The sequence below is a fragment of the Brevundimonas sp. genome, assembly GCF_027487935.1.
Lineage (GTDB): Bacteria > Pseudomonadota > Alphaproteobacteria > Caulobacterales > Caulobacteraceae > Brevundimonas.
Genome location: NZ_JAIYCP010000003.1, coordinates 100526 through 126253, shown reverse-complemented (window position 1 = coordinate 126253; position 25728 = coordinate 100526). Strand labels below are relative to the sequence as shown.

At 67.8% G+C, this 25728-nt stretch carries 24 protein-coding genes; 16 read left to right on the top strand and 8 right to left on the bottom strand.

The window, feature by feature from the left end:
• Positions 1-205: 205 nt before the first annotated feature.
• Positions 206-1246 carry a DNA adenine methylase gene (locus Q0053_RS01345; RefSeq protein WP_298094945.1) on the top strand — a complete coding sequence of 347 codons (1041 nt, stop codon included), beginning with the start codon at positions 206-208 and terminating at the stop codon, positions 1244-1246.
• Here the strand turns inward: Q0053_RS01345 and Q0053_RS01340 are convergent.
• The 4 genes from Q0053_RS01340 to Q0053_RS01325 form a co-directional block, all read right to left on the bottom strand.
• A complete protein-coding gene (locus tag Q0053_RS01340) occupies positions 1243-1851 on the bottom strand; it encodes a ribonuclease HII (protein WP_298095078.1) in 609 nt (202 codons plus the stop codon). The genes Q0053_RS01345 and Q0053_RS01340 overlap by 4 nt on opposite strands.
• A gap of 53 nt (positions 1852-1904) precedes the next feature.
• Positions 1905-2492: a DNA-3-methyladenine glycosylase I gene (locus tag Q0053_RS01335; RefSeq protein ID WP_298094942.1), complete on the bottom strand. Its 588-nt coding sequence runs from the start codon at positions 2490-2492 to the stop codon at positions 1905-1907.
• Between the two features lie 80 nt (positions 2493-2572).
• On the bottom strand, positions 2573-2926 hold the full coding sequence (locus tag Q0053_RS01330) for a hypothetical protein (protein ID WP_298094939.1): 354 nt from the start codon (positions 2924-2926) through the stop codon (positions 2573-2575).
• 174 nt (positions 2927-3100) lie between these two features.
• Positions 3101-3934 (bottom strand): folate-binding protein YgfZ, encoded by an 834-nt coding sequence (locus Q0053_RS01325; RefSeq protein WP_298094936.1) that lies wholly within the window; start codon positions 3932-3934, stop codon positions 3101-3103.
• A gap of 48 nt (positions 3935-3982) precedes the next feature.
• Between Q0053_RS01325 and Q0053_RS01320 the strand changes: the two genes are divergently transcribed.
• Positions 3983-4936 carry a glycosyltransferase family 9 protein gene (locus Q0053_RS01320; protein ID WP_298094934.1) on the top strand — a complete coding sequence of 318 codons (954 nt, stop codon included), beginning with the start codon at positions 3983-3985 and terminating at the stop codon, positions 4934-4936.
• A 55-nt stretch (positions 4937-4991) separates the two neighbouring features.
• On the opposite strand, the gene Q0053_RS01315 is transcribed toward Q0053_RS01320, so the two are convergent.
• From Q0053_RS01315 to erpA, 4 genes are all read right to left on the bottom strand, one after another.
• A complete protein-coding gene (locus Q0053_RS01315) occupies positions 4992-5783 on the bottom strand; it encodes a LytTR family DNA-binding domain-containing protein (RefSeq protein WP_298094931.1) in 792 nt (263 codons plus the stop codon).
• A gap of 53 nt (positions 5784-5836) precedes the next feature.
• Positions 5837-6511: a hypothetical protein gene (locus Q0053_RS01310; RefSeq protein ID WP_298094929.1), complete on the bottom strand. Its 675-nt coding sequence runs from the start codon at positions 6509-6511 to the stop codon at positions 5837-5839.
• Between the two features lie 110 nt (positions 6512-6621).
• A complete protein-coding gene (locus Q0053_RS01305) occupies positions 6622-7548 on the bottom strand; it encodes an alpha/beta fold hydrolase (protein ID WP_298094926.1) in 927 nt (308 codons plus the stop codon).
• 36 nt (positions 7549-7584) lie between these two features.
• Positions 7585-7962: an iron-sulfur cluster insertion protein ErpA gene (gene erpA / locus Q0053_RS01300; protein WP_298094923.1), complete on the bottom strand. Its 378-nt coding sequence runs from the start codon at positions 7960-7962 to the stop codon at positions 7585-7587.
• A gap of 9 nt (positions 7963-7971) precedes the next feature.
• Here erpA and Q0053_RS01295 point away from each other — a divergent pair, with 9 nt between their 5' ends.
• From Q0053_RS01295 to lpxC, 14 genes are all read left to right on the top strand, one after another.
• A complete protein-coding gene (locus tag Q0053_RS01295) occupies positions 7972-9201 on the top strand; it encodes a deoxyguanosinetriphosphate triphosphohydrolase (RefSeq protein WP_298094921.1) in 1230 nt (409 codons plus the stop codon).
• Between the two features lie 239 nt (positions 9202-9440).
• Positions 9441-10175, top strand: a complete 735-nt coding sequence (locus Q0053_RS01290; protein ID WP_298094918.1) for an SPOR domain-containing protein — start codon at positions 9441-9443, stop codon at positions 10173-10175.
• 7 nt (positions 10176-10182) lie between these two features.
• The gene (nagZ, locus tag Q0053_RS01285; RefSeq protein WP_298094915.1) at positions 10183-11268 is read left to right on the top strand and encodes a beta-N-acetylhexosaminidase; all 1086 of its coding nucleotides are present in this window, start codon (positions 10183-10185) and stop codon (positions 11266-11268) included.
• Position 11269: 1 nt separating this feature from the next.
• Entirely contained in the window at positions 11270-12091 is an 822-nt protein-coding gene (locus Q0053_RS01280; protein WP_298094912.1) for a ScpA family protein, read from the top strand.
• 181 nt (positions 12092-12272) lie between these two features.
• Positions 12273-12932 (top strand): SMC-Scp complex subunit ScpB, encoded by a 660-nt coding sequence (gene scpB / locus Q0053_RS01275; RefSeq protein ID WP_298094909.1) that lies wholly within the window; start codon positions 12273-12275, stop codon positions 12930-12932.
• 206 nt (positions 12933-13138) lie between these two features.
• Complete coding sequence (gene murC, locus Q0053_RS01270) at positions 13139-14569, top strand: UDP-N-acetylmuramate--L-alanine ligase (protein ID WP_298094906.1); 1431 nt, start codon at positions 13139-13141, stop codon at positions 14567-14569.
• Complete coding sequence (gene murB / locus Q0053_RS01265) at positions 14566-15468, top strand: UDP-N-acetylmuramate dehydrogenase (RefSeq protein WP_298094901.1); 903 nt, start codon at positions 14566-14568, stop codon at positions 15466-15468. Before murC ends, murB begins: the two co-directional genes overlap by 4 nt.
• On the top strand, positions 15452-15952 hold the full coding sequence (locus Q0053_RS01260) for a DUF5946 family protein (RefSeq protein ID WP_298094898.1): 501 nt from the start codon (positions 15452-15454) through the stop codon (positions 15950-15952). Before murB ends, Q0053_RS01260 begins: the two co-directional genes overlap by 17 nt.
• Positions 15953-16003: 51 nt before the next feature.
• Positions 16004-16939, top strand: a complete 936-nt coding sequence (locus Q0053_RS01255) for a D-alanine--D-alanine ligase (RefSeq protein WP_298094895.1) — start codon at positions 16004-16006, stop codon at positions 16937-16939.
• Positions 16927-17814: a cell division protein FtsQ/DivIB gene (locus Q0053_RS01250; RefSeq protein ID WP_298094892.1), complete on the top strand. Its 888-nt coding sequence runs from the start codon at positions 16927-16929 to the stop codon at positions 17812-17814. Before Q0053_RS01255 ends, Q0053_RS01250 begins: the two co-directional genes overlap by 13 nt.
• Before the next feature lie 13 nt (positions 17815-17827).
• Positions 17828-19156: a cell division protein FtsA gene (gene ftsA / locus Q0053_RS01245; RefSeq protein ID WP_298094889.1), complete on the top strand. Its 1329-nt coding sequence runs from the start codon at positions 17828-17830 to the stop codon at positions 19154-19156.
• A 212-nt stretch (positions 19157-19368) separates the two neighbouring features.
• Positions 19369-22707: a TonB-dependent receptor gene (locus Q0053_RS01240; protein ID WP_298094887.1), complete on the top strand. Its 3339-nt coding sequence runs from the start codon at positions 19369-19371 to the stop codon at positions 22705-22707.
• A gap of 240 nt (positions 22708-22947) precedes the next feature.
• Positions 22948-24537, top strand: a complete 1590-nt coding sequence (gene ftsZ / locus Q0053_RS01235; protein WP_298094884.1) for a cell division protein FtsZ — start codon at positions 22948-22950, stop codon at positions 24535-24537.
• A 288-nt stretch (positions 24538-24825) separates the two neighbouring features.
• Positions 24826-25725 (top strand): UDP-3-O-acyl-N-acetylglucosamine deacetylase, encoded by a 900-nt coding sequence (gene lpxC / locus Q0053_RS01230; RefSeq protein WP_298094882.1) that lies wholly within the window; start codon positions 24826-24828, stop codon positions 25723-25725.
• Positions 25726-25728 lie beyond the last annotated feature (3 nt).

Below are 25728 nucleotides of genomic sequence, written 5' to 3'. Positions count from 1 at the left end.
ATGATCATGACCGTTGGCCTGCCCTTGTCGGGGTGAAGCCCCGGTCCGACCATGCCCTGACCGGAACCGAACCGCACCCTTTCGCTGACGCTAGCGCGTTTCGCCGATTGACTCGCTCTTTATGGATGGATGACCCTTGCGCCGAAGCGCGTTCGGGCGCGGCATCTCCGCCGCTCCTCCCCGGGAGGGCGAAGGGACTGGGTGGATGATCAAATACATCGGATCGAAACGCGCGCTGCTGACCCGGATCGCGACGGCGATCCGCGAACAGCTGCCGGACGGCGGGACGGTCTGTGACCTGTTCTCCGGCTCCGCCCGGGTCGGCCATGCCCTGAAGGGCGCCGGCTTCCGCGTCTGGTCGAATGACCACAATGCCTATGCCCATGTCCTGGCCACCGCCTATGTGCAGGCGGACCGCGAGCGCTGGCTGGAGAGGGCGGAGGCCGTGCTGGCCGAACTGCGGACCGTGACGCCCCGGGCCGGCTGGTTCACGAAGACTTTTTGCGAGGACGCGCGCTATTTCACGCCGGAGAACGGCGCGGTCATCGACGCGATGCGCGACCGGATTGCGGCCATGGCGCTGGAGCCCGAGCTGGAGGCGGTCGCCCTGGTCAGCCTGATGGAGGCGGCGGACCGGGTGGATTCCACGGCCGGGCTGCAGATGGCCTATATGAAGTCATGGGCGGCGCGGGCGCTCAAACCCCTCGAACTGCGGATGCCCGACATCCTGCCGGGCGTGGCGGACGGGCCGTGCAAGGCCACCCGGGCCGATGCGGTCGAACTGGCGCCGCAGGTCGAGGCCGATCTGGTCTATCTGGACCCGCCGTACAACCAGCACTCCTACCTCGGCAACTACCACTGCTGGGAGAGTCTGGTGCTGTGGGACCAGCCCGAGACCTATGGCATCGCCAACAAGCGGATCGACGTCCGGACGCGAAAGAGCGCCTTCAACAGCAAGCCCGGCATCGCCCCGGCCCTGCAGGCCGTGATCGAGGGCCTGAAGGCCCCGAACCTGATCGTCTCGTTCAATGACGAGGGCTATCTGGGCCGGGATCAGCTGGTGGCCATGCTGTCCGGCCGGGGCGAGGTGCAGGTGATCGAGATCGCCCGCCCGCGCTACGTCGGGGCCCGCATCGGCATCCACAATCTCAAGGGCGAGAAGGTCGGGGCGGTGGGGCGGTTGCGGAACGTGGAATATCTGTTCGTGGTCAGCCAGCGGCCGGTCCGTCTGGCAGACGCGGCCTAGCCACGGACGGGTTCCAGCAGCGCCCGGATCGGGGCCCAGCTGCGCCGATGCGCCGGGCAGGGGCCGAGGGCCTTCAGGGCGGCGGCGTGGATCGGGGCGTTGTAGCCCTTGTGGCCCGCGAAGCCGTAGCCGGGATAGGTCTCGTCCAGTTCGACCATCAGCCGGTCCCGCGCCGTCTTGGCGAGGATGGAGGCGGCGGCGATCGACAGGGACAGGCTGTCGCCCTTGACCACCGTCTGGATCGGGCACGGCAGGTCGAACCGGTAGTTTCCATCGACCAGGGCCGCGGCCGGCGGGATGGCCAGTGCCTCGACCGCCCGGCGCATGGCCCGTCCGGTCGCGTGCAGGATGTTCAGCTGATCGATTTCCTCCACCGAGGCGAAGCCGACGCCCCAGGCGAGGGCACGGGCCTTGATCTCGATCTCCAGCGCCTCGCGTCGGGCGTGGGTCAGGGCCTTGGAGTCGTCGATGCCGGCGGGCAGGTCGTCGGGATTGAGGATCACCGCGCCCGCCGACACCGGCCCGGCCCACGGCCCTCGACCCGCCTCGTCCACACCGCAAACGGGGCCGCCGCTGGATTCGATCAGCTGAAATTCCAGCGCCAGCGTCGGGAAACTCCGGGAAAGCCTTGCCTTTGCCGGGATGTTCGGCGGGGTGGTCACCTGCCGCCCATCGCGCGAACCGGCCCGTGACGGAAGCAATCGCTAACGTGGTCGTTGACCATGCCGACGGCCTGCATGAAGGCGTAGACGATCACCGGCCCGCAGAAGGTGAAGCCCCGCTTCTTCAGCGCCTTGGCCAGGGCTACGGAGTCCGGCGACTGGGTGGGCCAGGGCTCGCCCGCCATCAGCTGGTTCTGGATCGGGGCACCGCCGACGAAGGACCAGAGCCAGGCGGAGAAATCCTCGCCGCTGTCGCGCATCTCCAGCCAGATCTGCGCGCCCTTGATGGCGCTCTTGATCTTGGCCCGCGAGCGGATGATCCGGGCGTCGCCCAGCAGCCTTTGGATATCGGCCTCGCCATAGCGGGCGATGATCTCCGGGTCGAAGCCGTCGAAGGCGTCACGCATCCCTTCGCGTTTTCTCAGGATGGTGATCCAGGCCAGGCCGGCCTGGAAGCCGTCCAGCACCAGCTTCTCCCACAGGGCGCGGGCGTCATATTCGGGCACCCCCCATTCCTCGTCGTGATAGGCGACATAGAGGGGATCGGTTCCGCACCAGGCGCAGCGGTGAAGTGAGTCGGCCATGGCGGCAGTCTAGAGGATCAGGCGCAAAAAAGGGCCGCGCCCGGACGGGCACGGCCCTGATTTTCAACCCGCCCGGGCGATCAGCCGGCGGTGTAGCGGTATTCTGTGATCTCGCAGACATTGATCCGGTAGCGGATCAGCTCGTCACCGTCGGCGAAGCGGGCCTTGAAGTCATAGATGCAGGCGCCCGAACCGTCATCGATGTTGATCCGGACCGACGCGCCGGAGGGCAGGACGTCCTCGCCGAGAATGTCTTCTTCCCAGTCGTTCCGTCCCGAGTTGGAGGCGTAGAAATGGGTCATGGTAACGCCGGTGGCGTTGATGATGCGGACGCGGCGGTCCTGGCCGTCATTGGACTGGAAACCCATCGTCCCGAAGGCGACGGCGGAAATGGCGGCCGCCAGTACGGCACGGCGTGCGATAGACTTGAACATGTCACGGATCCTTGAGCGGGATGCGCCCCCTGCGCAGCTTCTACCTAACGCCGATGTTTGACTTCTGTCGAGAAGATGTCGCAACGATTTGCCGGGATCATCCTGACCTGTTGCCTGATGGCACGCCCTGTATCAGAGGCTGTTGCGGCGTGATCGTGCCGGCCGGCCGCCGGATCAGGCCGGGCGTTCCATCCAGGCCGGCCAGAGCAACCGGATCGCGCGATCGTCAACGGTCAGATCGCCGTCCAGCCGATCCAGCCTGAGCAAGGCCATGGCGCCCCCGTCCTGCCCGGTCAGCACTTCGCCGGCCCGGAGGTCGCCGTTCAGCACCTCGGCACCGAAGGGCGGGGGCGGGCCGTCGAAGCGGATCGGCAGCATGCGCGTGCGGATACTGCCGCGGCGCTTCATGCGGGAGGTGGTCTCCTGGCCGACGAAACAGCCCTTGCGGAAGTCTATGCCGTTGAGCAGGTCGAAATTAGCCTCGATCGGATAGGTTTTGTCGGAAGGGGCGTCGCCGTGCGGGTCGGGGATTCCGAGGGCGAGGCGATGGGCCTGCCAGTCGTCCCCGGTTGCGTCGGGGGTGAGGTCCGCGCCGAAGGCCCGGCCTCCCAGCCCGGGCAGGCGCGGGTCGATGACAAAGCCGTCCGGCAGCGCGCCACCCCAGGTCACCAGGACCGGACGATCATCCGGTTCGATCGTGACCTGGGCCCTCAGCCGGTACATGGCCAGTCGCTGCAAAAGCGCGTCCCGACGGTCGGCGGCGACGTCCAGCACGACGTCATCGGCCTCGCCCCAAAGGAAGAGATCGAACAGGAGCCGCCCGGGCGGTGACAGCAGGGCACCGAAGCGGAGCTCGCCGGGTGCAAGGGTCTCGACATCCTGGGTCAGCAGACCCTGCAGGAAGGGGCGGGCGTCGGGACCCGAGACCCGGATCAGGGCGCGGTCGTCGAGGCGGGCGATGCGGGCAGTCATGGTCTCTAGATAGGGTATGGCGCGGCTGTGGGCCATGTCAGCATTCCCTGCGTTGCAGCCAGAGAATCCGTATACGGTGCAAACATGCGTGGACGGTTCCCGATCCTCTATGTCGCCGAGGCGGATGCGAGCGACGCGATCCTTTCGTCGGGGGTGCTCGCCTGTCTGGTCGAGGCCATGCCCCAGGCCAGTTTCACCATCGTGGGTTCGCCGAAGAGTGCGCCCCTGTTTGCCGATACGCCGCGTCTTGACCGGTTGATCGTGCTGGAGCGCGACAGCCGGCTGGACTGGCTGGGCCTGTGGAACAAGGTGCGGGAGACGCGCTGGGGTCTGGTGGTCGACATGCGCGGCACCACCCTTTCCAGCAAGCTGAAGCGTCAGAAGCGCGCCGTGCGCGGGGCCTGGGAGGCCGGAGTCCATGCGGTCGAGCAGGCGGCGCGGGTGCTGCAGCTGGAGCAGGTGCCGGCTCCGAAACTGTTCCTGTCCGAGACGACCCGGGCGGCTGCGGACGCCCTGATCCCGGCGGAGGATGTGCCCTTGCTGGCCATGGGTCCGGGCGCGGACTGGATGGGCAAGGTCTGGCCGTCCGAACGCTATGCCAAGGTGGCGGTCGCCCTGGTCGGTGACGGCGGGCCGCTGGAAGGCGGACGGGTGATCGTCGTGGGTGACGAGCATGCGCGCGATACGGCGCACACCATCCGGCTGTCGCTGCCGCGCAATCGCGTGACCGAGTTGCAGGGACGGTTGAGTCCGCTGGAGACGGTCGCCGCCGTGGGCCGGGCGGCGCTCTATGTCGGGGCTGACACGATCTGGACCGATCTGGCGGTCGCCTCGGGCACCCCGGTCGTGGCGGCCTTCGGGCCGTCCGATGAGGCCGAGCATGGGCCGTGGGGCGGGATCGCCGTGCGCGGGCCGCGCTCGGTCGATGAGTTCCGCAAGATCGATCCGAACCTGAACCAGGCGATCCTGCACATGCATGACCTGCCCGCAGATCGGGTGCTGAAGGCCGCGATCAAGCTGCTGGCCGAGCGCGCCTGATTGCTGATCGTCAGCGCAGGACCGATATGCGCGATCACGGTCAACCCGGGCGCTTTCAGGAATCGCCGGCACCCTGCCGGCCGAGGCGCGCCATCACGGCGTCGCGATAGGTTCGGCTGGCGATCAGTTCCGCGCCGCTGGTCATGGTCAGTCTCCATGAGCCGTCCGACAAGGACTGGGTGTCTCTCACACGCGCCAGGTTGACGACGGTCGAGCGGTGGCTGCGGGCAAAGACGCGCTCATCCAGTCGCGCCTCCAGCGATTTCAAGGGTTCGCGGATCAGACCTTCTCGATCCGCCCAATGAACGACGACATAGTTGCCCGCCGCGGCGAACCATTCGACGTCTTCCAGCAGCACGGGTGCGCGCCGGTTGCCGATCATGACCATCAGTCGTTCAGCCGGAGCGTCCGCTTCGGTAGCGGCCTGTCGCGCAAGCGCCAGCGCCCCCTCCAGTGCTTTGGCGTAGGTCCTCGCCGCCACGGCCCGGCTGCGATGGGCCGCCGCCATGCCGACCGCGCAGATGGCGGTGTAGAGCAGGATCGCCACGGGTGCCCGGCCGATCGTTCGCTCGAATATCTCTGACGATGTCCCGGCTCCGAAGGCCGTATCGAGTCCCGTCGCCGCCAGCGCCTGCAGGGGCACGATGACCAGCCCGGCCAGGGTCATGACCGACATGGTCCGGGCTCCAGCGCCGAAACGATTGAGCATCTGCCAGACCAGCAAGCAGACCGGCAGCCACAGGCCGTAAACTGCGCCTTGCCAGAGCAGGGACTCGGCGACGCCGAGCTGCCCACCCCTGGCCTCGACCTCGCGGCGCAGGAACCAGGCCGCGGAGGTGCTGGTCATCAGATAGCTGTAGGCCGTCAGGACCCCGACCCATTCGGCTGTGGTGATCCGGCTCAGCCGAACGCCGGCGAACGGCGCCGACGCACGATCAGCACGGCGATCCAGATCAGGGTCACGGTCTGGAATAGAAAGGTCGGCCAGAGCTGGCTCCATGGAGCAGGCAGGAAGGTCAGGAAATTGCCGGAGAAAGCCGAGAGCACCGCGCCGTAGGCCCCCAGCATCTTGGTCAGATGCTCATAGTTCCACAGGTTGGGCGAGAAGGGCCAGTCCGTAGGCCGGGCGAAGCGCCATAGGTCCCAAACGCCATAGACCAGCGCGCCATAGGCGAGCGCAGAGGACACGGCCGCCAGATCGCCGGTCTGGCCGGTGACCACGAGGACCAGAACCCAGGCACCCACGCCGACGACGCCGAGGGTGACGATCCAGTCGAGCGCCTTCGCCCGGTCCGCGCGTCGCAGGTCCGGCCGCTTCCGGCCCAGCACCCGGACGCCCGAGAACAGGGTCATGGTCGCGGTGGCCGACAAGGCAAGAAAATAGGGGCTGAATTGCAGGACGGTCATCAGCCAGGCGCACGCGAGGAGCACCGCCATCAGGCCGACGAACAGCTTTCCCCAAAGCCGGTGCAAGCGCGAGCCCTTGCGGGTAAAGATCGGCGCCAGGCCGACGACACAGGCGGCCAGGCCGCAGGTGATGTGCAGGATCAGTGCCGGGTCGAAGAGGGAGGTCATGGCCCGACGTTGGCACCGTCAGGATTTTTGGCGAGCGTTCTGGGGTCAGTGACGGGTATCCGGGACGAAATGCGGCCCTGGCCTCACCCTGACTGAACCGAACTGACAGCCTATCGCGGCTGCAGGATGAACCCGGCCACGTCATCGACCACGCCGGGTGCCAGGGGCAGGGTCGGGTCGCTGTAGGTGGCGATGTTGGCCGCGCGGTCAGCGGGGGCGAGCTTCAGCAGGTGGTTGACGCCCTGCCAGATCGTCAGGCGGGCGTCGGGACGGGCGGCGGCGAGGGCGTTGGCGTCGGTCAGCCCGACCTGGATGTCCGTCGTGCCCTGGCCGATCATCACCGGCCCCGGATAGGCCGCGACCATCGCTGCGGGATCCAGCGGCAGCCAGGACATCATGTAGGGCTGGACCGAGGGTCGGAACAAGGCGGCCAGTTGCGGCGGGACGTCGGTGACCGGACGTCCGGCCTCGAGCTCGGCGAGGATGGCTACCGCCTGACCCCGCAGGGGTTCTGGGACGTTGGCCAGCTGCTCGCGCAGCACGGCCCCAACCGGCCGGCCGGCACCGGCCAGGAGCACCAGGCCGCAGACGGCCTCGTCCCCGCCGGCCGCGGCGACCAGGGCGACCAGCGCCCCCTCACTATGTCCGATCAGCCAGGCACAAGGCTGGCCGGTCAGCCGGGCGGTCTCGGCGGCCCAGGCGCGGGCGTCGTTCGCGTAGTCGGTGAAACGCAGGTCGGCCTCGACCAGTCCGGCACCGGTGCTTTCGGCGACGCCGCGTTTGTCGGTCCGCACGGTGGCGATTCCCTGTTCGGCCAGACCTTCAGCGAGCAGGCGATAGCTGGAAGCGGAGACGCCGAGCGGGTTGTTGCCGTCCCGGTCGGTGGGGCCGGAACCGGCGATGATCAGGGCCGCGGCCCGGGTCCGCCCTCCCGACGTCAGCAGGGTACCGTGCAGGGGCGCGGGCTGGGACGGCAGGGTAACGGGCGTGGCGACGGGATCGGTCAGCAGGCTGGCGGCAAGGATGAGGCTGAGCATGGCAGGTCTCCCGGATGGGGTTGGACGGACCGGCGGTCAGATCGAGAAACTGACCCCGCAGCCGCAGCTGGAAGCCGCGTTCGGATTGCGCACCACGAACTGGGCACCGGCCAGATCATCGACAAAGGCGATCTCGGAGCCCTTGAGGAAGGGCAGGGAGACCGGGTCCACGAGAGCCGCCTGACCGTCGGCTGAAATGCGGATGTCGTCGGGGTCGGCGGCCTCGACCAGTTCGAACCGGTACTGGAAGCCGGAGCAGCCGCCGCCGTCGACGGCGACGCGGAGCAGGACCGGGTGGCCTTCGACCGCGCCCAGCTCTGCCAGACGTCTGGCGGCACTTTCGGAAAGCGACAGGCCGTGGCCGCCGGACGAGGGCGATATCTGGAACAGGGATGCAGACTGGACGGTGCTCACAGGGGGTATATGAGGCGTGACGGGCCGATCGCAAAGGGCCGGATTCTGAAAGAGCGGCTGATCTTGATCCCCGAACGCGCACCCTGGGCCGAATATCCGGAGCACAGCCGCGGCCGGCTGACGCCCGAGCCGATCAGCCGGACGCGCAATGCCTATGCCCGTGACCGCGACCGGATCATCCACGCCACCGCCTTCCGTCGCCTCAAGGAGAAGACCCAGGTCTTCGTGGCGCATGAGGGCGACCATTATCGCACCCGCCTGACCCATTCGCTGGAGGTGGCGCAGATTGCGCGGTCGCTGGCCCATGCCCTGCGGCTGGACACGGACCTGGCCGAGACGGTGGCGCTGGCCCATGACCTCGGCCATCCGCCGTTCGGCCATGCGGGCGAGGACGAGCTGCAGGCCCAGATGGCCCCCTGGGGCGGGTTTGACCACAACGTCCAGACCTTCCGCGTCGTGACCCGGCTGGAGCATCGCTATCCACAGTTCGAGGGGCTGAACCTGAGCTGGGAGACCGTCGAGGGGGTGGTCAAGCACAACGGCCCGGTGTCGCACCGCCTGCATGAGCCGGCCTGGAAGGCGATCGCCGACTATGCGCCCGGCTGGGACCTGCGGCTGGGCACCTTCGCCTCGCTGGAAGCCCAGGCGGCAGCGATCGCCGACGACATCGCCTACAACAATCACGACGTCGATGACGGGGTGCAGGCGGGGCTGTTCACGCTGGACGACCTGGCCGATGTGCCCCTGATCGGACCGGTGCTGCACGGAGTGCGCAGGGACTGGCCGGATATCGACGATCGAATGATCCGCATCGAGGCGGTGCGGCGCATGATCGGGGCCATGGTCGAGGATGTGCTGGCCGAGACCGAGGCCCGGATCGCGGCCGCCGATATCCGCTCGACCGAGGCGGTGCGTACCGCCGACCGGATGCTGGTGGCCTTTTCTCCGGCGATGCTGGCCGATCTGGGTGTGCTGCGGAAATTCCTGTTCGAGCGGATGTACCGCCACTATCGCGTCAACCGCACCCGCAGCCAGGCGCGACGGTTGCTGGCCGAGATGTTCCAGCTGTTCATGGCCGAGCCGTCGACCCTGCCGCCCGAATGGTCGGTCCGGGCCGATGTGGCGGACGAGGCGAAGCGGGCGCGGGCGGTGTGCGACTATATCGCCGGCATGACCGACCGGTATGCGATCGAGGAGCACCGGAAGCTGTTCAGCCTGGATCTGGCGCTGGATTTGTAGCGACCCCCCGGCCGTCATCCTCGGGCTTGCCCCGAGGATCAGACCGTCCGGTGCGCGGTGGTGAGTGACGCGGTCAAGCCCTTGGCCCTCCCCGCCGCACAGCCCGGCTTTGCCTCCGGTCCTCGGGTCAAGCCCGAGGATGACGGTGGAAGGATGGTGGAGACGGCCTGAAAAAGGACTCGGACCGGGCTAGAGTGAGCGTTCCGCGCGCCGATTCGCCCGGACCATGAGGCACGGTCATGTCCAACGAAGATCCCTATCGTCCGAACCAGGGCCGCGACCGGGGCGCCTATACGCCGCCGACCGATGACGACCTGCCGTTCAACCGCGGCAGCTATGACGCGCGCAGGGCGGGCGGTGGCGGCGGCGGTGCCAAGGCCCCGCCGATGACCCTGATCATCTCGGGCGCAGTGCTGCTGCTGCTGATCATCGCCGTCGTGGTCTATTATCGCGCAGGGCCGCGTTCCTCGAACGATGCGCCGCCGGCCGTGGGCACGCCGGTTGTCGTCATGAAGTCGGACGCGCCGCTCGAGGCCCAGCCGGTCGATCCGGAAGCCGGCATCGACGTCTATGACGCCGCCGAGGCCCCGACCGCCGCCCCGACCTTCGCGCCGCCGCCGGAAACCGTCCAGCCCCGCCCCGCAGCACCGGCTACGACGCCTGCGGCCCCGCGCCCGGCGCCCGTGACCCCGCCACCGGCCAGGACCGAGCCGCGGCCCCCGGCCACCGTCGGCGGGACCTCCGGGGTCCAGATCGGCGCCTTCTCGACCCCCGGACTGGCCGACAGTGAGTACGCGGCCGTCGTCGGCCGCTATCCGCAGTTCACCGCCGGCGCAGACAAGCGCGTGCAGGAGGTCACGGCCTCCAATGGGTCGACCGTCTATCGCACCACCGTCACCGGCCTGAGCCGCGATCAGGCGACGGGTCTGTGCAACGCCATCAAGGCCGCCGGCGGCGACTGTTTCGTACGCTGACGAATCCGTGACCACGGCGGCGATCTACGGCTGTAGCGGCCACCGGCTGACGGAGGCGGAACGCGCCTTCTTCGCCGGGGCGCGACCGTGGGGCTTCATCCTGTTCCGCCGCAATATCGACAGCCCGGATCAGGTGCGCGCCCTGACCGCCGAACTGCGCGACAGCATCGGCGACGAACATGCGCCGATCCTGATCGATCAGGAGGGTGGACGGGTACAGCGGATGGGACCGCCGCACTGGCCGAAATATCCGCCGGGCGAGGCCTATCTGAAGGCGACCCCTGATCCGCTGGCGGCGCGCGAACTGGTCCGGCTGGGCGCGCGGCTGATGGCTCATGACCTGAAGGCGGTGGGGATCAATGTTGACTGCCTGCCGGTGCTGGACGTGCCGGTGCCGGGTGCCCACGACATCATCGGCGACCGGGCCTATGCGCACGATCCGGCGACGGTGGCACAGCTGGGCCGGGCGGCGGCGGAGGGGATGCTGGCCGGGGGCGTCCTGCCGGTGATCAAACACATGCCGGGCCACGGCCGGGCCTTTGCCGACAGCCACCATGACCTGCCGGTGGTGCATGCGGATTTCGCGGCACTGGACGACTGGGATTTCGCCCCGTTCAAGGCCCTGTCCGACATGCCGCTGGCCATGACGGCCCATGTGGTGTTCGACGCCATTGATCCGAAACGGCCGGCGACGACCTCGAGGAAGGCCGTCAGGCTGATGCGGGCGCATCTGGGTTTCGGCGGCCTGATCATGACCGACGACCTGTCGATGAAGGCCCTGTCGGGTTCACTGCGCGATCGGGCCGAGGCCTCGCTGAAGGCGGGCTGCGATGTGGTTCTGCACTGCAACGGCGACCTCGACGAGATGCGTCAGGTGGCCGAGGGCGTCGGCAAGCTGAAGGGAATGGCGGCGAAACGCGCGGCGGCGGCCATGGCGCGGATCGTCCATACGCCGGAGCCACTGGACGAAGGTGTGGCCCGTCTGCGGTTCGATGCGATGATGGCCGGAAAGCTCGATGCGGCGCGTGGTCCCGATGTCGGGGAGGCGCAGGCTTCGGCCTCAAGTAGCGCAGAGCGCGTCAGGCCGACCTGAGATGACCGAAGCCTTTCAGCCCAATCTCGACTTCACCGCCGCCGAACAGGTCGACGCGCGCGAGGCGTTCGTGGTCGATCTGGACGGCTATGAAGGGCCGCTGCATGTGCTGCTGGCGCTGGCGCGGACGCAGAAGGTCGATCTGCTGAAACTGTCGATCACCCGGCTGGCGGAACAGTATCTGGCCTTTGTGCATGAGGCGCGGCGGCGGAATTTCGCGCTGGCGGCGGACTATCTCGTGATGGCGTCCTGGCTGGCCTATCTGAAGTCGCGCCTGCTGCTGCCGCGCACCGAGAAGGGCAAGGGCGGCGAGATGCCCGCCGAGGAGATGGCCGCGGCCCTGGCCTTCCGGCTGCAGAAGCTGGAGGCGATGCGCAAGGCGGTGGAGGCGATCACGGCCCGGCCGCAGCTGAAGCGCGACGTCTTCGCCCGCGGTGATCCGCAGGCGACGGTGATCATCCCGTCCGACCGCATCGACGCCAGCCTGTATGAGTTGATGGCCGCCTATGTGACCCAGCGGCGGCGCGAGGAGCAGCGGCACTACAATCCCGGCCAGCGGGTCGAGGCTTTCGGGCTGGAGGCGGCGCGCGACTGGCTGCGTGATGTGCTGCCCCGGCTGGAGCAGTGGACGCCGCTGGAGCAGGTGGCCCCGGCGCGGCGCGGCGAGGACGGCCCGACCCAGGCCAGCTTTACCGCCTCGACCCTGTCGGCCAGTCTGGAGCTGGTGAAGGAGGGGGCGATGGACGTGAAACAGGCCGAGGCCTTCGCCGATCTGTATCTGAAGCGGCGGGGGCGGGGTCAGGTGCTGGAGCTGGTGCCGTGATCCAGTTTGCTGCACTTTCCTCATCGTCATCCTCGGGCTTGACCCGAGGATCAGAGTTCGCCGCGGACTGCGCGTTCGAGGCGGCCCCGGAATCTGGCCGTTCCCCCTGGCACTGCGCACCGGATGGTCTGATCCTCGGGTCAAGCCCGAGGATGACGGTTGAGAGGGTGGTGGTCGCCGGATGATCCAGTTCGCACCGGACCACGGAGAGATCGAGCGCCGCGTCGAGGCGCTGCTGTTCGCGGCGGCCGGGCCGCTGTCGGCGGCCGAGATCGCGCGGCGGCTGCCGGAAGGGGCCGATGTCGGCGGGGCCGTTTCGGCCCTGCGCGAACGCTATCAGGGGCGGGGCGTCGAGCTGGCATGTGTCGCCGACCGTTGGCAGTTCCGCACCGCGCCCGACCTGTCCTTCCTGATGACCGAGGAGCGCGAGGAGCCGCGCCGGCTGTCCAAGGCCGCGCTCGAGACCCTGGCCATCATCGCCTATCACCAGCCCTGCACCCGGGCCGAGGTAGAGAGTGTGCGCGGGGTGTCGCTGTCGCGCGGCACGCTGGACCTGCTGCTGGAGATGGGGTTCGTACGGCTGCGTGGGCGGCGTCGGTCGCCGGGGCGGCCGGTGACCTATGGCACGGCGGACAAATTCCTCGAGCATTTCGGCCTGTCCAATCTCTACGACCTGCCCGGCGTGCAGGAGATGAAGGCGGCGGGCCTGCTGGACCTGTCCATCCCTGTGGGCTTCGAGCTGCCGGATCCGTCGCGCGCCTCGGACGGCGACGACGAGCCCCTGCTGCCGGGTGAAGAGGACGCCCCTGAGTTCGCACAGGATTTCGTGGCGGAGGACTGAGGGTTGGCCCGCGAGGGGAGGTGGGTCCCAACGCTCAGTGTGGCCAGGTGGTTAGTGGTTAGTGATTGGTGGCTGATGCCGTTGCCGCCGGTGCCCACCTACCCCCGGCCAGAGAAGTCGCAACCACTAAACACTAACCACTAATCACCTCCCGCTTCGCCGCCGAAGGTGATGCATTCCGCCAAAACCCCTGCTAGTCCGCTTCGATGATCGCTCGCCTTCGCCCCGTTCCGTTCGACCTCGGTCCTGTACATTTCGTCGGCATAGGCGGCATCGGCATGAGCGGTATCGCCGAGATCATGCTCAAGATCGGCTATTCGGTGCAGGGTTCGGACGCGAAGGCGTCAGCCAATACCGAGCGGCTGGAGAAGCTGGGCGCGCGGGTCTTCATCGGCCATGACGCGGCCCATATCGGCGACGGTGTCTCGGCGGTGGTCTATTCGACGGCGGTCAAGACGACCAATCCGGAGATGGTGGTCGCCCGCGAGCGGCGCATTCCGCTGGTCCGTCGGGCAGAGATGCTGGCCGAGCTGATGCGGCTGCAGTTCTCGATCGCGGTCGGGGGCACACACGGCAAGACGACGACGACCTCGATGGTCGCGGCCATTCTGGACGCCGGCGGGCTGGACCCGACGGTGGTCAACGGCGGCATCATCAATGCCTATGGCACCAACGCCAAGGTCGGCGACGGCGACTGGATCGTGGTCGAGGCCGACGAGAGCGACGGCAGCTTTCTGCGCCTCAAGTCGACGGTGGCCATCGTCACCAATATCGACCCCGAACACCTGGACCACTACGGCGACTTCGACGGGGTGCGGAAGGCGTTCGTGGACTTCGTCGAGAACATCCCCTTCTACGGCTTCGCCGCCGTCTGCCTCGATCATCCCGAGGTGCAGCGGCTGGTGGCGGCGATCGATAACCGGCGGCTGGTGACCTATGGCGTCAATCCGCAGGCCATGGTCCGGGCCGACAATGTCGAGATGAAGCCGGACGGCTGCCGCTTCGACGTGGTGGTGCAGGGTCAGGGGCTGGCGGCGCTGGACGAGCCGATCCGGATCACCGGCCTGCATCTGCCCATGGCCGGCTGGCACAATGTCGCCAATGCCCTGGCGGCCATCGCCGTGGCGCGCGAGCTGGATGTGTCGGACGAGGCGATCCGCGCGGGACTGGCCGGATTCGGCGGGGTGCGGCGGCGCTTTACGACCACCGGCATCGTCGGCGGGGTGCGGATCGTCGACGACTACGGCCACCACCCGGTCGAGATCGCCGCTGTGCTGAAGGCCGCGCGTCAGGTGGCGGAGGGGCGGGTCATCGCTGTGGTCCAGCCGCACCGCTTCACCCGTCTTGAATCCCTGATGGAGGAGTTCTCGACCTGTTTCTCGGACGCCGATGCGGTGTTCGTGGCCGACGTCTATGCGGCGGGCGAGACGCCGATCGAGGGGATCGACAAGAACGCCCTGGTCGAGGGCATCCGCCGCTTCGGGCACCGGTCGGTGCAGGCGCTGGAGAGCGCCCTGGCCCTGCCGGGCGTGATCGCGGCCGAGGCGAAGGACGGTGATCTGGTCGTGCTGCTGGGGGCCGGGGACATCACCCAGTGGGCCTATGCCCTGCCGGGGCAGCTGGAGGGGCTGGGGTGAGCGTCCTGCCGGAGGCGAGAGGCAAGCTCCTCCGCAACGAGCCGCTCGGCCCGTTCACCTGGTTTCGGGTCGGCGGGAACGCCGATGCCCTGTTCATCCCGGCGGACGCCGATGATCTGGCTGACTTTCTGAAGGCGCTGGACCCGGCCGTGCCGGTGACGGTGCTGGGCGTCGGCTCCAACGTCATCGTCCGCGACGGCGGGGTCGAGGGGGTGGTCATCCGGCTGGCCGGGCGGCCCTTCGCCGGGATCACGACCGAGGGCGACACGATCACCGCCGGCGCGGGTGCGCTGGACTCCATGGTGGCCAAGGCTTCGGCGAAGGCCGGGCTGGCGGGTCTGGAGTTCTATGCGGGCATTCCGGGGACCATCGGCGGGGCCCTGACCATGAACGCCGGCTGCTACGGCGCGGAGACGAAGGACATCCTCGTGTCGGCCTGGGGGCTGACGCGGGCGGGTGAGCGGGTCGACTATGCGCTGGCCGATTTCGGCTACACCTACCGCCACTCCGAGGCCCCGGCCGACATCATCTGGATCGAGGCGACCTATCGCGGGACGCCGGACGATCCCGAGGCCGTCGCCGCCCGCATCGCCGAAATCACCGCGCGCCGCGAACAGACCCAGCCGATCCGCGACAAGACCGGCGGCTCGACCTTCAAGAACCCGCCCGGCCATTCGTCGTGGAAACTGGTCGATGAGGCGGGCTGGCGCGGCAAGCTGTTCACGGCCACCGGCGGTGGGGCGATGTTCAGCGAGCTCCACTCCAACTTCATGATCAACCCCGGCGAGGCGACGGCGGCGGATATCGAGGGGCTGGGCGATGTGGTGCGGGCCGATGTTCTGGCGAAGACCGGTGTCCAGCTGGACTGGGAAATCAAGCGTATTGGCCGCCCCGGCTGAGATTGCCGTCTGCCCGGGCTGCGGCTCGCGCGTGCCGGCCGTCGAGGGGCCGGTCCACGCCTATATGACCTCTTCGCCCGCCTGCTGGGCCGCGTTCAATGCGGTGATGGCGCGGGAGTATTCCGATCCCGGCCTGATGGCGGTGCACCGGCTCAGCGTCGATGCCTGGGCGGTGCAGCATCCGGGCGACGGCTCGCGCCGGGCCGTCCAGTCCGTCGGCCTGCATCTGGCGCGGTTGATGGTGCAGATCGATCAGGGGCTGGAAGGGGAGGCGGCCAATGCCGCCATGCTGGGCTTTGCCGCGCGCAAGGGCGACCTGCCGGAACTTCCGCCGCGCGGTGGCTACACCGTGACGGTGGCCGACGTCGTCGAGGCCGAAGCGCCCGATGCGCACCGGGCCGCCGTGCGTCGATGGGCGAACGCCGTCTGGGTCGACTGGTCGGATCAGCACGAGTTTATCCGGGGCTGGGCGCAACAGGGTTGAGGCGTTGTTAAGGACATCTGCGGCAACTGATCGGCTGATCCGGAGTCCGTCATGAGCCGCCCCTTTTCCGACCTGCACGTCGCTGTCCTGATGGGCGGACTGTCGTCCGAAAGGGAGGTGTCGCTGTCGTCCGGCAAGGGCTGCGCCGATGCGCTTGAGGGGCAGGTCGCCCGGGTCAGCCGCGTCGACGCCGGGCGCGACCTGGCCCAGGTGCTGGCGGACCTGAAACCCGATGTCGTCTTCAACGCCCTGCACGGGGCCTGGGGCGAGGACGGCTGCGTTCAGGGCGTGCTGGAGACCCTGGGCATTCCCTATACCCACTCGGGCGTGCTGGCCTCGGCCCTGGCCATGGACAAGGAGAAGTCCAAGGCGGTGCTGAAGGCTGCCGGCGTTGTGGTGCCCGGCGGGGGCCTGTTCGACCGGCATGCGGTGGCGCGCGGGCACGTCATTCCGCCGCCCTATGTGATCAAGCCCAACGCCGAGGGCTCGTCCGTCGGCGTCTATCTGGTGCGCGAGGGCGAGCCGCCGTGCGCGGCACCGGGCGAGGCCGGCTGGGTCTGGGGCGAGCAGGTGATGGTCGAGCCCTTCATCGCCGGCAAGGAGCTGGCCGTGACGGTTCTTGGGGAAAAATCCGGGCCGCGCGCCCTGACCATCACCGACATCACCCCGACCAAGGGCTTCTATGACTATGAGGCCAAATACGCGCCGGGCGGGTCGGTGCATGTGCTGCCGGCGGTTCTGCCGTCGCATGTGTTCGAGCGAGCCTTGCGTGAATCCGAGCTGGCGCACACCGCCATGGGCTGTCGCGGCGTGTCGCGATCCGACTTTCGTTATGACGATGTTAAGGACGAACTGGTCCTTCTGGAGGTCAACACCCAGCCCGGCATGACACCGACCTCGCTCAGCCCCGAGCAGGCCGCCCATGTGGGGATGGACTACAAGACCCTGGTACGGTGGATGGTGGAGGACGCCTCATGCCCGCGGTAGTTCGCGGCGGTCGGCGACAGAGTTCGAACCAGCCTGCAAGTCGCGGCGCGGCTCCCAAGGCCCGGGGGCGCGGTCGCGCGCCGCGCAACGCCCCGGCTACGCCCGGGAAGCTCGCGGCCCTTGGCCGGCTTGACCTGTCCCCCCGCGCCGTCGTGATTTCGATTGCCGCCGGCGTGATTCTGCTGGCCGGCGTGCTGGCGACCGGGGCGCGGGCCGAGCGCATCGGTGCCTCGATCACTCACGGCATGGACGGCCTGACCGCCGGTCTCGGCCTGAAGCTGGAAAAGGTCTTCATCGAGGGTGAGAGCCCCGAGGCCACCCGCGCCATCCAGCAGGCGGTCCAGCTGTCGGCCGACCAGCCGATGACCTCCATCGATCTCGAGGCCGTGCGCCAGCGGGTCGAGGCCATCGGCTGGGTTGAGTCCGCCCGGGTCGTGCGCCTGTTGCCCGACACCCTGATCGTCCACGTCATCGAGCACGACCGACTGGCCGTCTGGCAGACGGGCGGCGTGAACCATGTTATCGACAGCCATGGAACCGTGATCGCAGGGGCTGATGCCGGTCGCTATCCGAACCTGCCGCTGGTCGTCGGCAAAGGTGCCGAACAGGCCGCCTCCGAGGTCCTGCCCCTGATCGCCCAGCGCCCGCGACTGGCCAGTCGGGTCGAGGCCCTGGTGCGGGTCGACGAGCGGCGCTGGGACCTGCGGCTCAAGGACGGCAGTCTGATTCAGCTGCCCGCCGCCGACCAGGAGGCGGCGCTGATCCAGCTGGACGCCCTGGACCAGCGAGAAAGACTTCTGGAGCTGGGCTTTGCCCGCATTGACCTGAGAACGCCCGAGGAGGTCGCCGTCCGGCCCTCCGCCGGCGAAGCGTAGAGCGAGGCGACCGATGGCCGGACGTGCTGTGGACAAATCTGTGGATAGTGCCGGCCAGAAGGCGGGCCGCACCCCCGTGGTGGCCGCCCTCGACCTGGGCCAGTCCAAGGTCGCCTGTTTCATCATGAAGGCCGACGGCGTCCGCCACGCCGACCGCACCATCCGCGTCGCCGGGGCCGGCCATGTCCAGTCCCGTGGCGTACGCGGCGGCGGCATCGTCAATATGGACGAAGCGGCCCAGGCCATCGGCCATGCGGTCGAGCGGGCCGAGAGGGCGGCGGGCAGCCCCGTCTCGGGCGTGGTCGTCACGACCGCCATCGGCCAGATGGCCAGCCACAGGGTGCAGGCCCGCGTCTCGCTGGGGGCCACGCCGGTCGGGGACGCCGACCTGGCGCGGGCCATCGCCATGGCCCTGGCCCAGATCCGCCTGCCCAACCGCCGCCCGATCCACGTCCTGCCCATCGCCTGGTCGGTCGATGGCGCGCGCGGCGTGCATGATCCGCGCGCGATGAAGGGCCATTCGCTGGGGCTGGACCTGCTGGTCGTGTCCATGGCCGAGAGCGCTTTCAACGGCCTGAGCCACTGCCTCGAGCTGGCCCACCTGGATCTGCAGGGTGTGGCGGCGGCACCGGTGGTGTCTTCGCTGGCGGCGCTGGAAGATGACGAGATGGATCTCGGCTGCGTCTGTATCGACATGGGCGGCGGCTCGACCTCGGCGGCGGTCTGGGGCGGGCGGTCGCTGCTGCATATCGAGAGCCTGAACGTCGGCGGCGATCACGTCACGGCGGATATCGCGCGCGGCCTGTCGACCTCGCGGGCCGGGGCCGAGCGGCTCAAGACCCTGCACGGCTCGGCCATGGCCAATGCCCATGAGGACCGCGAGATGCTGGAGGCCCCGCCCCGCGGTGAGGACGCCTCGGCCGGTCCGATCTTCGTCCAGAGGGCCATGCTCAAGACCGTCATCGCCCCGCGCGTCGAGGAGACGCTGGAGCTGCTGCGGGACCGTCTGCGCAACGCCGGTGTCGGGCTTGAGCCCGGTACGGGCCTGGTGCTGACCGGCGGGGCCAGCCAGCTGAACGGCGTCCGCGAGCTGGCTATCCGGGTGTTCGACCGGCCGGTGCGGCTGGGCAAGCCCCAGCGCGCGCCCCACCTGGCCGACGCCGCCTCGGGCCCGGCCTTCTGTTCGGCGGCCGGGGTGCTGCTGCGCGCCGCCTATGGTCCGCGCGAGGCCGTGTCGGCCCGCAAACTTATGTCGCGCCAGATCTCGGCGGCGGATGCGCCCCGGGTGCACCGGGGCGGGATTGTGGCCCGGGCCGCCGGCTGGCTGCGCGAAAACCTCTGACGGACGGGCGTTTTGCGCGAGTGACGGGCGCAAAGTTTCCCCGTCATGGCGAGACTGTGTCCAGATTGTAACAATAGGTGCCCGGATTGGTCGCCAACTGGCCACAATCCCTTGCCGTTGCCGCCTTTGCTGCTAGCGTGGAACTCCGAAGCAGAATCCGTCGTCCGGCGGACGCTGCGTAATGCATCCACAACGGTTGGGGCCCAATCAACATGCTTCTCAAGCGCAAGTACCTTTTTGGCACGACGATCCTCGCGGGCGTCATGGCTGTCACGGCTCCGGCCTTCGCCCAGGACCAGCTCCCGGGCGTGAACGTCCAGGGCCAGGCTGACGCCCAGGCCACCGAGATCGACGAAGTCGTCGTCACCGGTTCGCGCATCCGTCGTGACCCGACGAACGCCCCGACCCCGCTGATCCAGGTTTCGCGCGAAACCCTGCTGAGCACCGGTCAGTCGACGGTCGTCGACTACCTGGCCACCATCCCCGCCCTGTCGAACTCGCTGGTTCCGTCGGACACCACCGGTTCGAACCTGAACGACGGTGGTCTGTCGTTCGCCAACCTGCGCTCGCTCGGCTCGGGCCGCACCCTGACGCTGGTTGACGGTCGTCGCCACGTCGGTGCCGCCGCCGGTAACCTGGCTGTCGACGTCGACTCCATTCCGCGTCTGCTGATCGAGAACATCGAGATCGTCACCGGCGGTGCCTCGTCGGTCTACGGCGCCGACGCTGTCTCGGGCGTGCTGAACTTCCAGCTGCGCCGTGACTTCGAAGGCATGGAAGTCGATGCCAACTACGGCATGATCAACCAGGACGGTCAGGCCAACAAGCGCGTGTCGGCCCTGATCGGTACCAACCTGCTGGACGACCGCCTGAACCTGTATGCCTTCGGCGAGTACGAAGACATCGATGAGGTCCAGAGCCTGGACATCGACTGGCTGCGCGCTGCGCACGCCTTCGTCGGTATCGACGCTGACCCCACCAACGCTCCGTTTGACGGCATGCTGGACAACGCCGTGTTCAGCGGCGTTCGCACCCTGTCGCGTCCGCGCTGGGGCCAGACCACGCTCGCCAACTCGCAGCGTCCCAGCCCGCTGATCGATCCCGATGTGCCGCTGGCCAGCTGTACCTCGCTCACCAGCGCCAACTGCTACAGCCTCGACCCCACCAAGACCTATGTGTTCGAGGGCAACACCGCCCGCCTCGCCAACTTCGGCCAGCGGATCGGCAACGTCGGTTCGAACCGCACGCTGAACATCGGTGGTGACGGCGAAAACCCGAACAACTTCGGTCAGGAAAGCCGCGTTCCGCAGTCGACCTCGCAACGTTACCAGGTCGGTGCGAACTTCGCGGTCGCCGACAACGTTGATCTGTCGGTCGAATACAAGTTCATCACCGAAGACACGTTCGACATCTCGCAGCCGACCTTCTTCGACATCTTCCTGAACGACGGTTCCACCGCTTCGAACTGGACCAACGTGATCCGCGGTACGTCGCAGTTCGACCTGCGTTACTCGGACAACGCCTATCTGCCGCAGAACGTGAAGGACGCCATCACGGCGAACACCGTCACCAACTGGACGGCCAACACCAACACCGACGGCACCGCCGTCACCCCCGCCACGGCACGCCAGTGGGCCCGTCACTCGATGTTCGGCCCGCAGCGCACGCAGGACAACACGCGTGAAGTCGAGCGCTATGTCATCGCCCTGAGCGGTGACCTGGACCAGGTCGGCTTCATCAAGAACATCGACTGGGATCTGTCCTGGGTGTCGGGCGAGGCCCGCAACCAGAACGTGGAACGCGGTGTTGACGTCCAACGCTTCGCCCTCGCCGCTGACGCGGTCGTGGATACGGCCGGTGTCGTCAACGGCCGTCCGGGCGAAATCGTCTGCCGCGCTCGTCGGATCGAAGCCACGAACCGTTCGAACCCCGCCCTCGGCGACCTGGACGATTACGTCCGCGGCGTCTTCGGTGGCCGGACGGCCTACAACGGCAATGCCGAGTTCAAGAAGGCCGTCGACAACTGCGTGCCGCTGAACGTCTTCGGTGCCGGTAACCAGAGCCAGGCGGCCCTGGACTATGTCGATGCGGCGATCACGGTCAGCCACACCAACAAGCAGGACCAGGGCCTGGCGGTTGTCTCCGGCCAGCTCTGGGACTTCTGGGGTGCCGGCGAGATCGGCATGGCCATCGGCGCGGAATACCGCAAGGAGTTCACCGAGGGCGTGGGCCGTTCGCGCACGACCGGCGACCGCCTGCTGTTCCTGAACACCGGTGCAGACTTCGCGGCTGCCGAGTATGAGTCCAAGGAATGGTTCGCCGAACTGTCGATCCCGCTGTTCCGTGACGGCTGGATGGGCGAATACGCCGAACTGAGCGGCTCCTACCGCGCCTTCGACTACACCACGGCCGGTGAGGGCAGCGTCTATGGCGTGAACCTGGTCTACCGTCCGATCCGGGACATCGCCTTCAAGACGAGCTTCAACACCTCGTTCCGGGCGCCGAACCTGGGCGAAAACTTCGCTCCGGCCAGCCAGACCTTCGCGAACGGCTTTGTCGACGCCTGCGCCACCCTGCAGATCGCCGCCCAGAGCCCGGAAGTCCGCGCCAACCGGATCGCCAACTGTACGGCTCTGGCCACGGCTCGCGGCTTCACCTTCGACTTCGCCGGTGCCACCGCGACCAACCTGGACGACTACAACCCGATCTACTCCAGCGGTATCGCGGGCGTTAACTCCGGCAACCCGAACCTGACGCCGGAAGAGTCGGAAAGCTTCACCTTCTCGACCGTGCTCCAGCCGCGCATGTTCCCGAACCTGAGCATCATTCTCGACTACTACGAGATCGAGCTCAGCCGCGTGATCGTGTCGCCGTCGGCCGTCGCCCTGACCGCCGCCTGCGTCAGCGGCGCGCAGCTGAACCCCGATGCCTGTAACGTGGTGTTCCGTAACAACCCGACCATTCCGTTCGGTGTCGGTGCTCCGACGGGCGATCCGATCGGCGGCTTCATCCAGAGCCCGGTCAACCTGGCAGCCCTGACCACCCGTGGTCTGGACTTCTCGGCTCGCTACTCGCTCGACACCGAAGAAGCCTTCGGCGTCAACCTGGGCCGGTTCAACTACAGCGTCGGCGGCCTGTGGCTGATCGAGCAGGAGAACTTCACCAACGTTGCCGATCCCACCGACGGCACGGAAATCGGCAGCACGATCTTCTACCCGCGTGTTCGCCTGACCTCCTCGCTGACCTGGTCGCCGAACGACATCTGGAGCGTCAACTGGTCCATGGACTGGCAAACGGCCCAGAACAGCGCGTTCATCCGGGACAACCTGAGCAACCTGGACACCCGTCCGGCCGATACCTTCAACACCGGCAACTTCGCCCGTCACGACTTTACGGTGCGGTGGAATGCCCGGGACGACCTGTCGGTCCGCATGGGTGTGGTCAACGCCTTCGACGCCGAACAGCCCCGCTACCTCGGTGGCTCGCTGCTCAGCAACATGGACCCCTATGGCACGCGCTTCTTCGTGGGCCTGAACTACCGTCCCTTCTAAGACGGTCGGATCCAGACAAGACGGAAAGGGCGGCTCGCAAGAGCCGCCCTTTTTCGTTGGTTCACCCCCAAAAACTGTCGACAGGGTTAATGAAAATCGTGGCGACAGCGCCGACTCACCCTATCCGGTAACTCTCTCTTAAGCAGAACGGGCGTCTCCTTAACCCGCTCATAACCAATGCGAAACGGCGGGGTTGCGCAGCGGTCTGCAGGGGCAGGGTCGGATAAGGTCGGAATAGAAATGTCTCTCTCGCTGGTGCGTCCTCAAGCCACGGATCTCAAGCCGCGGATCGTTGTTTTCGGAGTCGGCGGAGCCGGCGGGAATGCGGTCAACAACATGATCGATGCCGGTCTCGAAGGCGTCGAATTCGTTGTCGCCAACACAGACGCCCAGCATCTGTCGTTCGCCAAGACCGACCGCCGCGTCCAGCTGGGCGAGACGATCACCCAGGGTCTGGGAGCCGGGGCCCATCCCGAGGTCGGGATGAATGCCGCCGAGGAGTCGGCCGACGAAATCCACGGGCACCTGGAAGGTGCCCATATGGTCTTCATCACCGCCGGCATGGGCGGCGGCACCGGCACGGGTGCTGCGCCTGTCATCGCCAAATGTGCCCGGGACCGCGGCATCCTGACGGTCGGCGTCGTGACCAAGCCCTTCACCTTTGAAGGTCGGCACCGCATGCGGCTGGCCGATGCGGGCATCGCCGAGCTGCAACGCTATGTCGACACCCTGATCGTCATTCCGAACCAGAACCTGTTCCGCGTCGCCAATGAGCGCACCACCTTCGCCGATGCCTTCGGCATGGCCGACCAGGTGCTGCATTCCGGCGTGCGGTCGATCACCGACCTGATGATCCTGCCGGGCCTGATCAACCTCGACTTCGCCGACGTCCGCGCCGTCATGTCCGAGATGGGCAAGGCGATGATGGGCACCGGCGAGGCCTCGGGCGACGACCGTGCCCTGATGGCGGCCCAGAACGCCATCGCCAACCCGCTGCTGGACGAGACCTCGCTGAAGGGTGCCAAGGCCGTTCTGGTGAACATCACCGGCGGCATGGACATGACCCTGCTGGAAGTCGACGAGGCCGCCAACGCCATCGCCGGCGAGGTGGATGCCGACGCCAACATCATCTTCGGCGCGGCCTTCGACCCGGCGCTGGAAGGCAAGATCCGCGTGTCCGTCGTGGCCACCGGCATGGAAGACCCGGCTGCGGCCCGGGCAACGCCGAACACCGCGACTTCGGTGTTTGATGCCCGCCGCCCGGCACCGGCCCAGACGGCCTCTCACGCCGAACCCGTGCGTCAGGAGCCGGTTCGCGCCGAGGCGTCGCATGAGGCCGGGTCCGCTACGGTGGTCCCGACCTTTCAGTCCAGCCAGTCGGCCTATGGAACCGCTGCCCGGGCACCCGAACCCCGGTTTGAGCCGCGCCCTGAGCCGGTGATCCATGTCTCGGAGGAGCGGACGCTCGAGCCCATCGTTGACCCCTGGGTCGAGGAATATGAATCCACGCCACGCAGCCGGACGGCGGCCGAAGCCGCGGCCCCGGTCAGCCAGGGCGATCTCTACATGGACCGCACGGCCGCTGAGCAGACCGGTGCCCAGCCGGATGAGTCCGCCCGCGACGTCTATGACGACCGCGATCACCGCAAGTCCGGCTGGAGCCTCTTCGGTCGGGGCAAGGGACGGCAGACCCAGCCGACCTATCCGCCCCAGTCGCGGACAACGGAAATGCGCACGACCAGCCAGGTGCAGACGGCCCCTGAAGCTGTTCTGGGCGAGGCCGAGGATGATCTCGAAATCCCGTCCTTCCTGAGACGTCTGGCGAACTAGGTTTCAGGATCAGGTTTTTGGAAAGGGCGGTCCGCCGGGGCCGCCCTTTTCGTTTGGCGAACGGGCAGGCGGTCTGGCCGATTCCGGCGCCTTGTCCGCCGTCGACCCGGCCCGGATGGCCGGTCCCTGAAAGCGCTCACGCCCTGCGCCGGGCGCGGGAGAGGGTTACTGAAACCGAAACAATCCGAAACCTGACTTTCATTTCGCGCTTGCGAGGTGGCGGCTAGAGCGTTCGTAGGGCGAACTTCGCAATCTGCGGCGGGTCGCAAGAACGCAAAGAGTATGAGTGTGTCGGTCAGAAACGACCATCGGCAGAAGACGACCGTCGCCCCTGCGATCATCGCGGGCGTGGGCGTGCATACGGGCGACCGCGTGCGTCTGGCCGTGCGTCCGGCTCCGGCCGGAACCGGCATCGTCTTCGTGCGCACCGACATCAAGGACCGCGACAACCGCATCCCGGTCTCGGGTGAGGCGGTCGTCGACGCCCGTCTGAACACCATGATCGAGAACGCCGCGGGCGTTCGCCTGTCGACCATCGAGCATCTGATGGCGGCCTTCTCGGCCCTTGGTGTGTCCAACGCCGTGGTCGAGGTGGACGGTCCCGAGCTGCCGATCCTCGACGGATCGGCCCTGCAGTTTGTTCAGTTGCTGGATCGTGCCGGCTTCCGTCGCCAGGAAGCTCCGGTGCGCTACATCGAAATCCTGGAGCCGATCCGGGTCCAGGACGGCGACAAGACCGCGGCCCTGCTGCCCTGCGACCGGTTTGAGATGCGGTTCGAGATCGATTTCGACACGCCGGTCATCGGCAATCAGGTGGTGGATTTCGTCGTTGACGAGGAAACCTTCCGCACCGAGATCATGGCCGCCCGCACCTTCGGCTTCGCCCATGAGGTCGAGGCCCTGCGCCGCGCCGGCCTGGCCCGCGGCGGCAGCCTCGAGAATGCGGTGGTGATTGACGGCGACCAGATCCTGAACCCGGGCGGGCTTCGGATGGAGCGCGAGTTCGTCAAGCACAAGGCGCTGGACGCGATCGGTGACCTCTATGTGCTCGGCGCGCCCCTGCTGGGTCGCTATGAGGGCGTCAAGGCGGGCCATGCGATCAACAATCTGCTGGTCCGCGAACTGCTGGCCAATCCGCAGGCCTGGCGCGAAGTGACGCGCGTGCCGGATATGGCGATGGCGGGCTGACCG

Bases quoted from the DNA above. Each gene is read 5' to 3' on its own strand.
- Q0053_RS01345 (WP_298094945.1), top strand. From the start codon at position 206: ATGATCAAATACATCGGATCGAAACGCGCGCTGCTGACCCGGATCGCG.
- Q0053_RS01335 (WP_298094942.1), bottom strand. From the start codon at position 2,492: ATGGCCGACTCACTTCACCGCTGCGCCTGGTGCGGAACCGATCCCCTC.
- Q0053_RS01330 (WP_298094939.1), bottom strand. From the start codon at position 2,926: ATGTTCAAGTCTATCGCACGCCGTGCCGTACTGGCGGCCGCCATTTCC.
- Q0053_RS01325 (WP_298094936.1), bottom strand. From the start codon at position 3,934: ATGGCCCACAGCCGCGCCATACCCTATCTAGAGACCATGACTGCCCGC.
- Q0053_RS01320 (WP_298094934.1), top strand. From the start codon at position 3,983: ATGCGTGGACGGTTCCCGATCCTCTATGTCGCCGAGGCGGATGCGAGC.
- Q0053_RS01315 (WP_298094931.1), bottom strand. From the start codon at position 5,783: ATGACCAGCACCTCCGCGGCCTGGTTCCTGCGCCGCGAGGTCGAGGCC.
- Q0053_RS01310 (WP_298094929.1), bottom strand. From the start codon at position 6,511: ATGACCTCCCTCTTCGACCCGGCACTGATCCTGCACATCACCTGCGGC.
- Q0053_RS01305 (WP_298094926.1), bottom strand. From the start codon at position 7,548: ATGCTCAGCCTCATCCTTGCCGCCAGCCTGCTGACCGATCCCGTCGCC.
- Q0053_RS01295 (WP_298094921.1), top strand. From the start codon at position 7,972: ATGAGGCGTGACGGGCCGATCGCAAAGGGCCGGATTCTGAAAGAGCGG.
- Q0053_RS01290 (WP_298094918.1), top strand. From the start codon at position 9,441: ATGTCCAACGAAGATCCCTATCGTCCGAACCAGGGCCGCGACCGGGGC.
- Q0053_RS01280 (WP_298094912.1), top strand. From the start codon at position 11,270: ATGACCGAAGCCTTTCAGCCCAATCTCGACTTCACCGCCGCCGAACAG.
- scpB (WP_298094909.1), top strand. From the start codon at position 12,273: ATGATCCAGTTCGCACCGGACCACGGAGAGATCGAGCGCCGCGTCGAG.
- murC (WP_298094906.1), top strand. From the start codon at position 13,139: ATGATCGCTCGCCTTCGCCCCGTTCCGTTCGACCTCGGTCCTGTACAT.
- Q0053_RS01255 (WP_298094895.1), top strand. From the start codon at position 16,004: ATGAGCCGCCCCTTTTCCGACCTGCACGTCGCTGTCCTGATGGGCGGA.
- Q0053_RS01250 (WP_298094892.1), top strand. From the start codon at position 16,927: ATGCCCGCGGTAGTTCGCGGCGGTCGGCGACAGAGTTCGAACCAGCCT.
- ftsA (WP_298094889.1), top strand. From the start codon at position 17,828: ATGGCCGGACGTGCTGTGGACAAATCTGTGGATAGTGCCGGCCAGAAG.
- Q0053_RS01240 (WP_298094887.1), top strand. From the start codon at position 19,369: ATGCTTCTCAAGCGCAAGTACCTTTTTGGCACGACGATCCTCGCGGGC.
- ftsZ (WP_298094884.1), top strand. From the start codon at position 22,948: ATGTCTCTCTCGCTGGTGCGTCCTCAAGCCACGGATCTCAAGCCGCGG.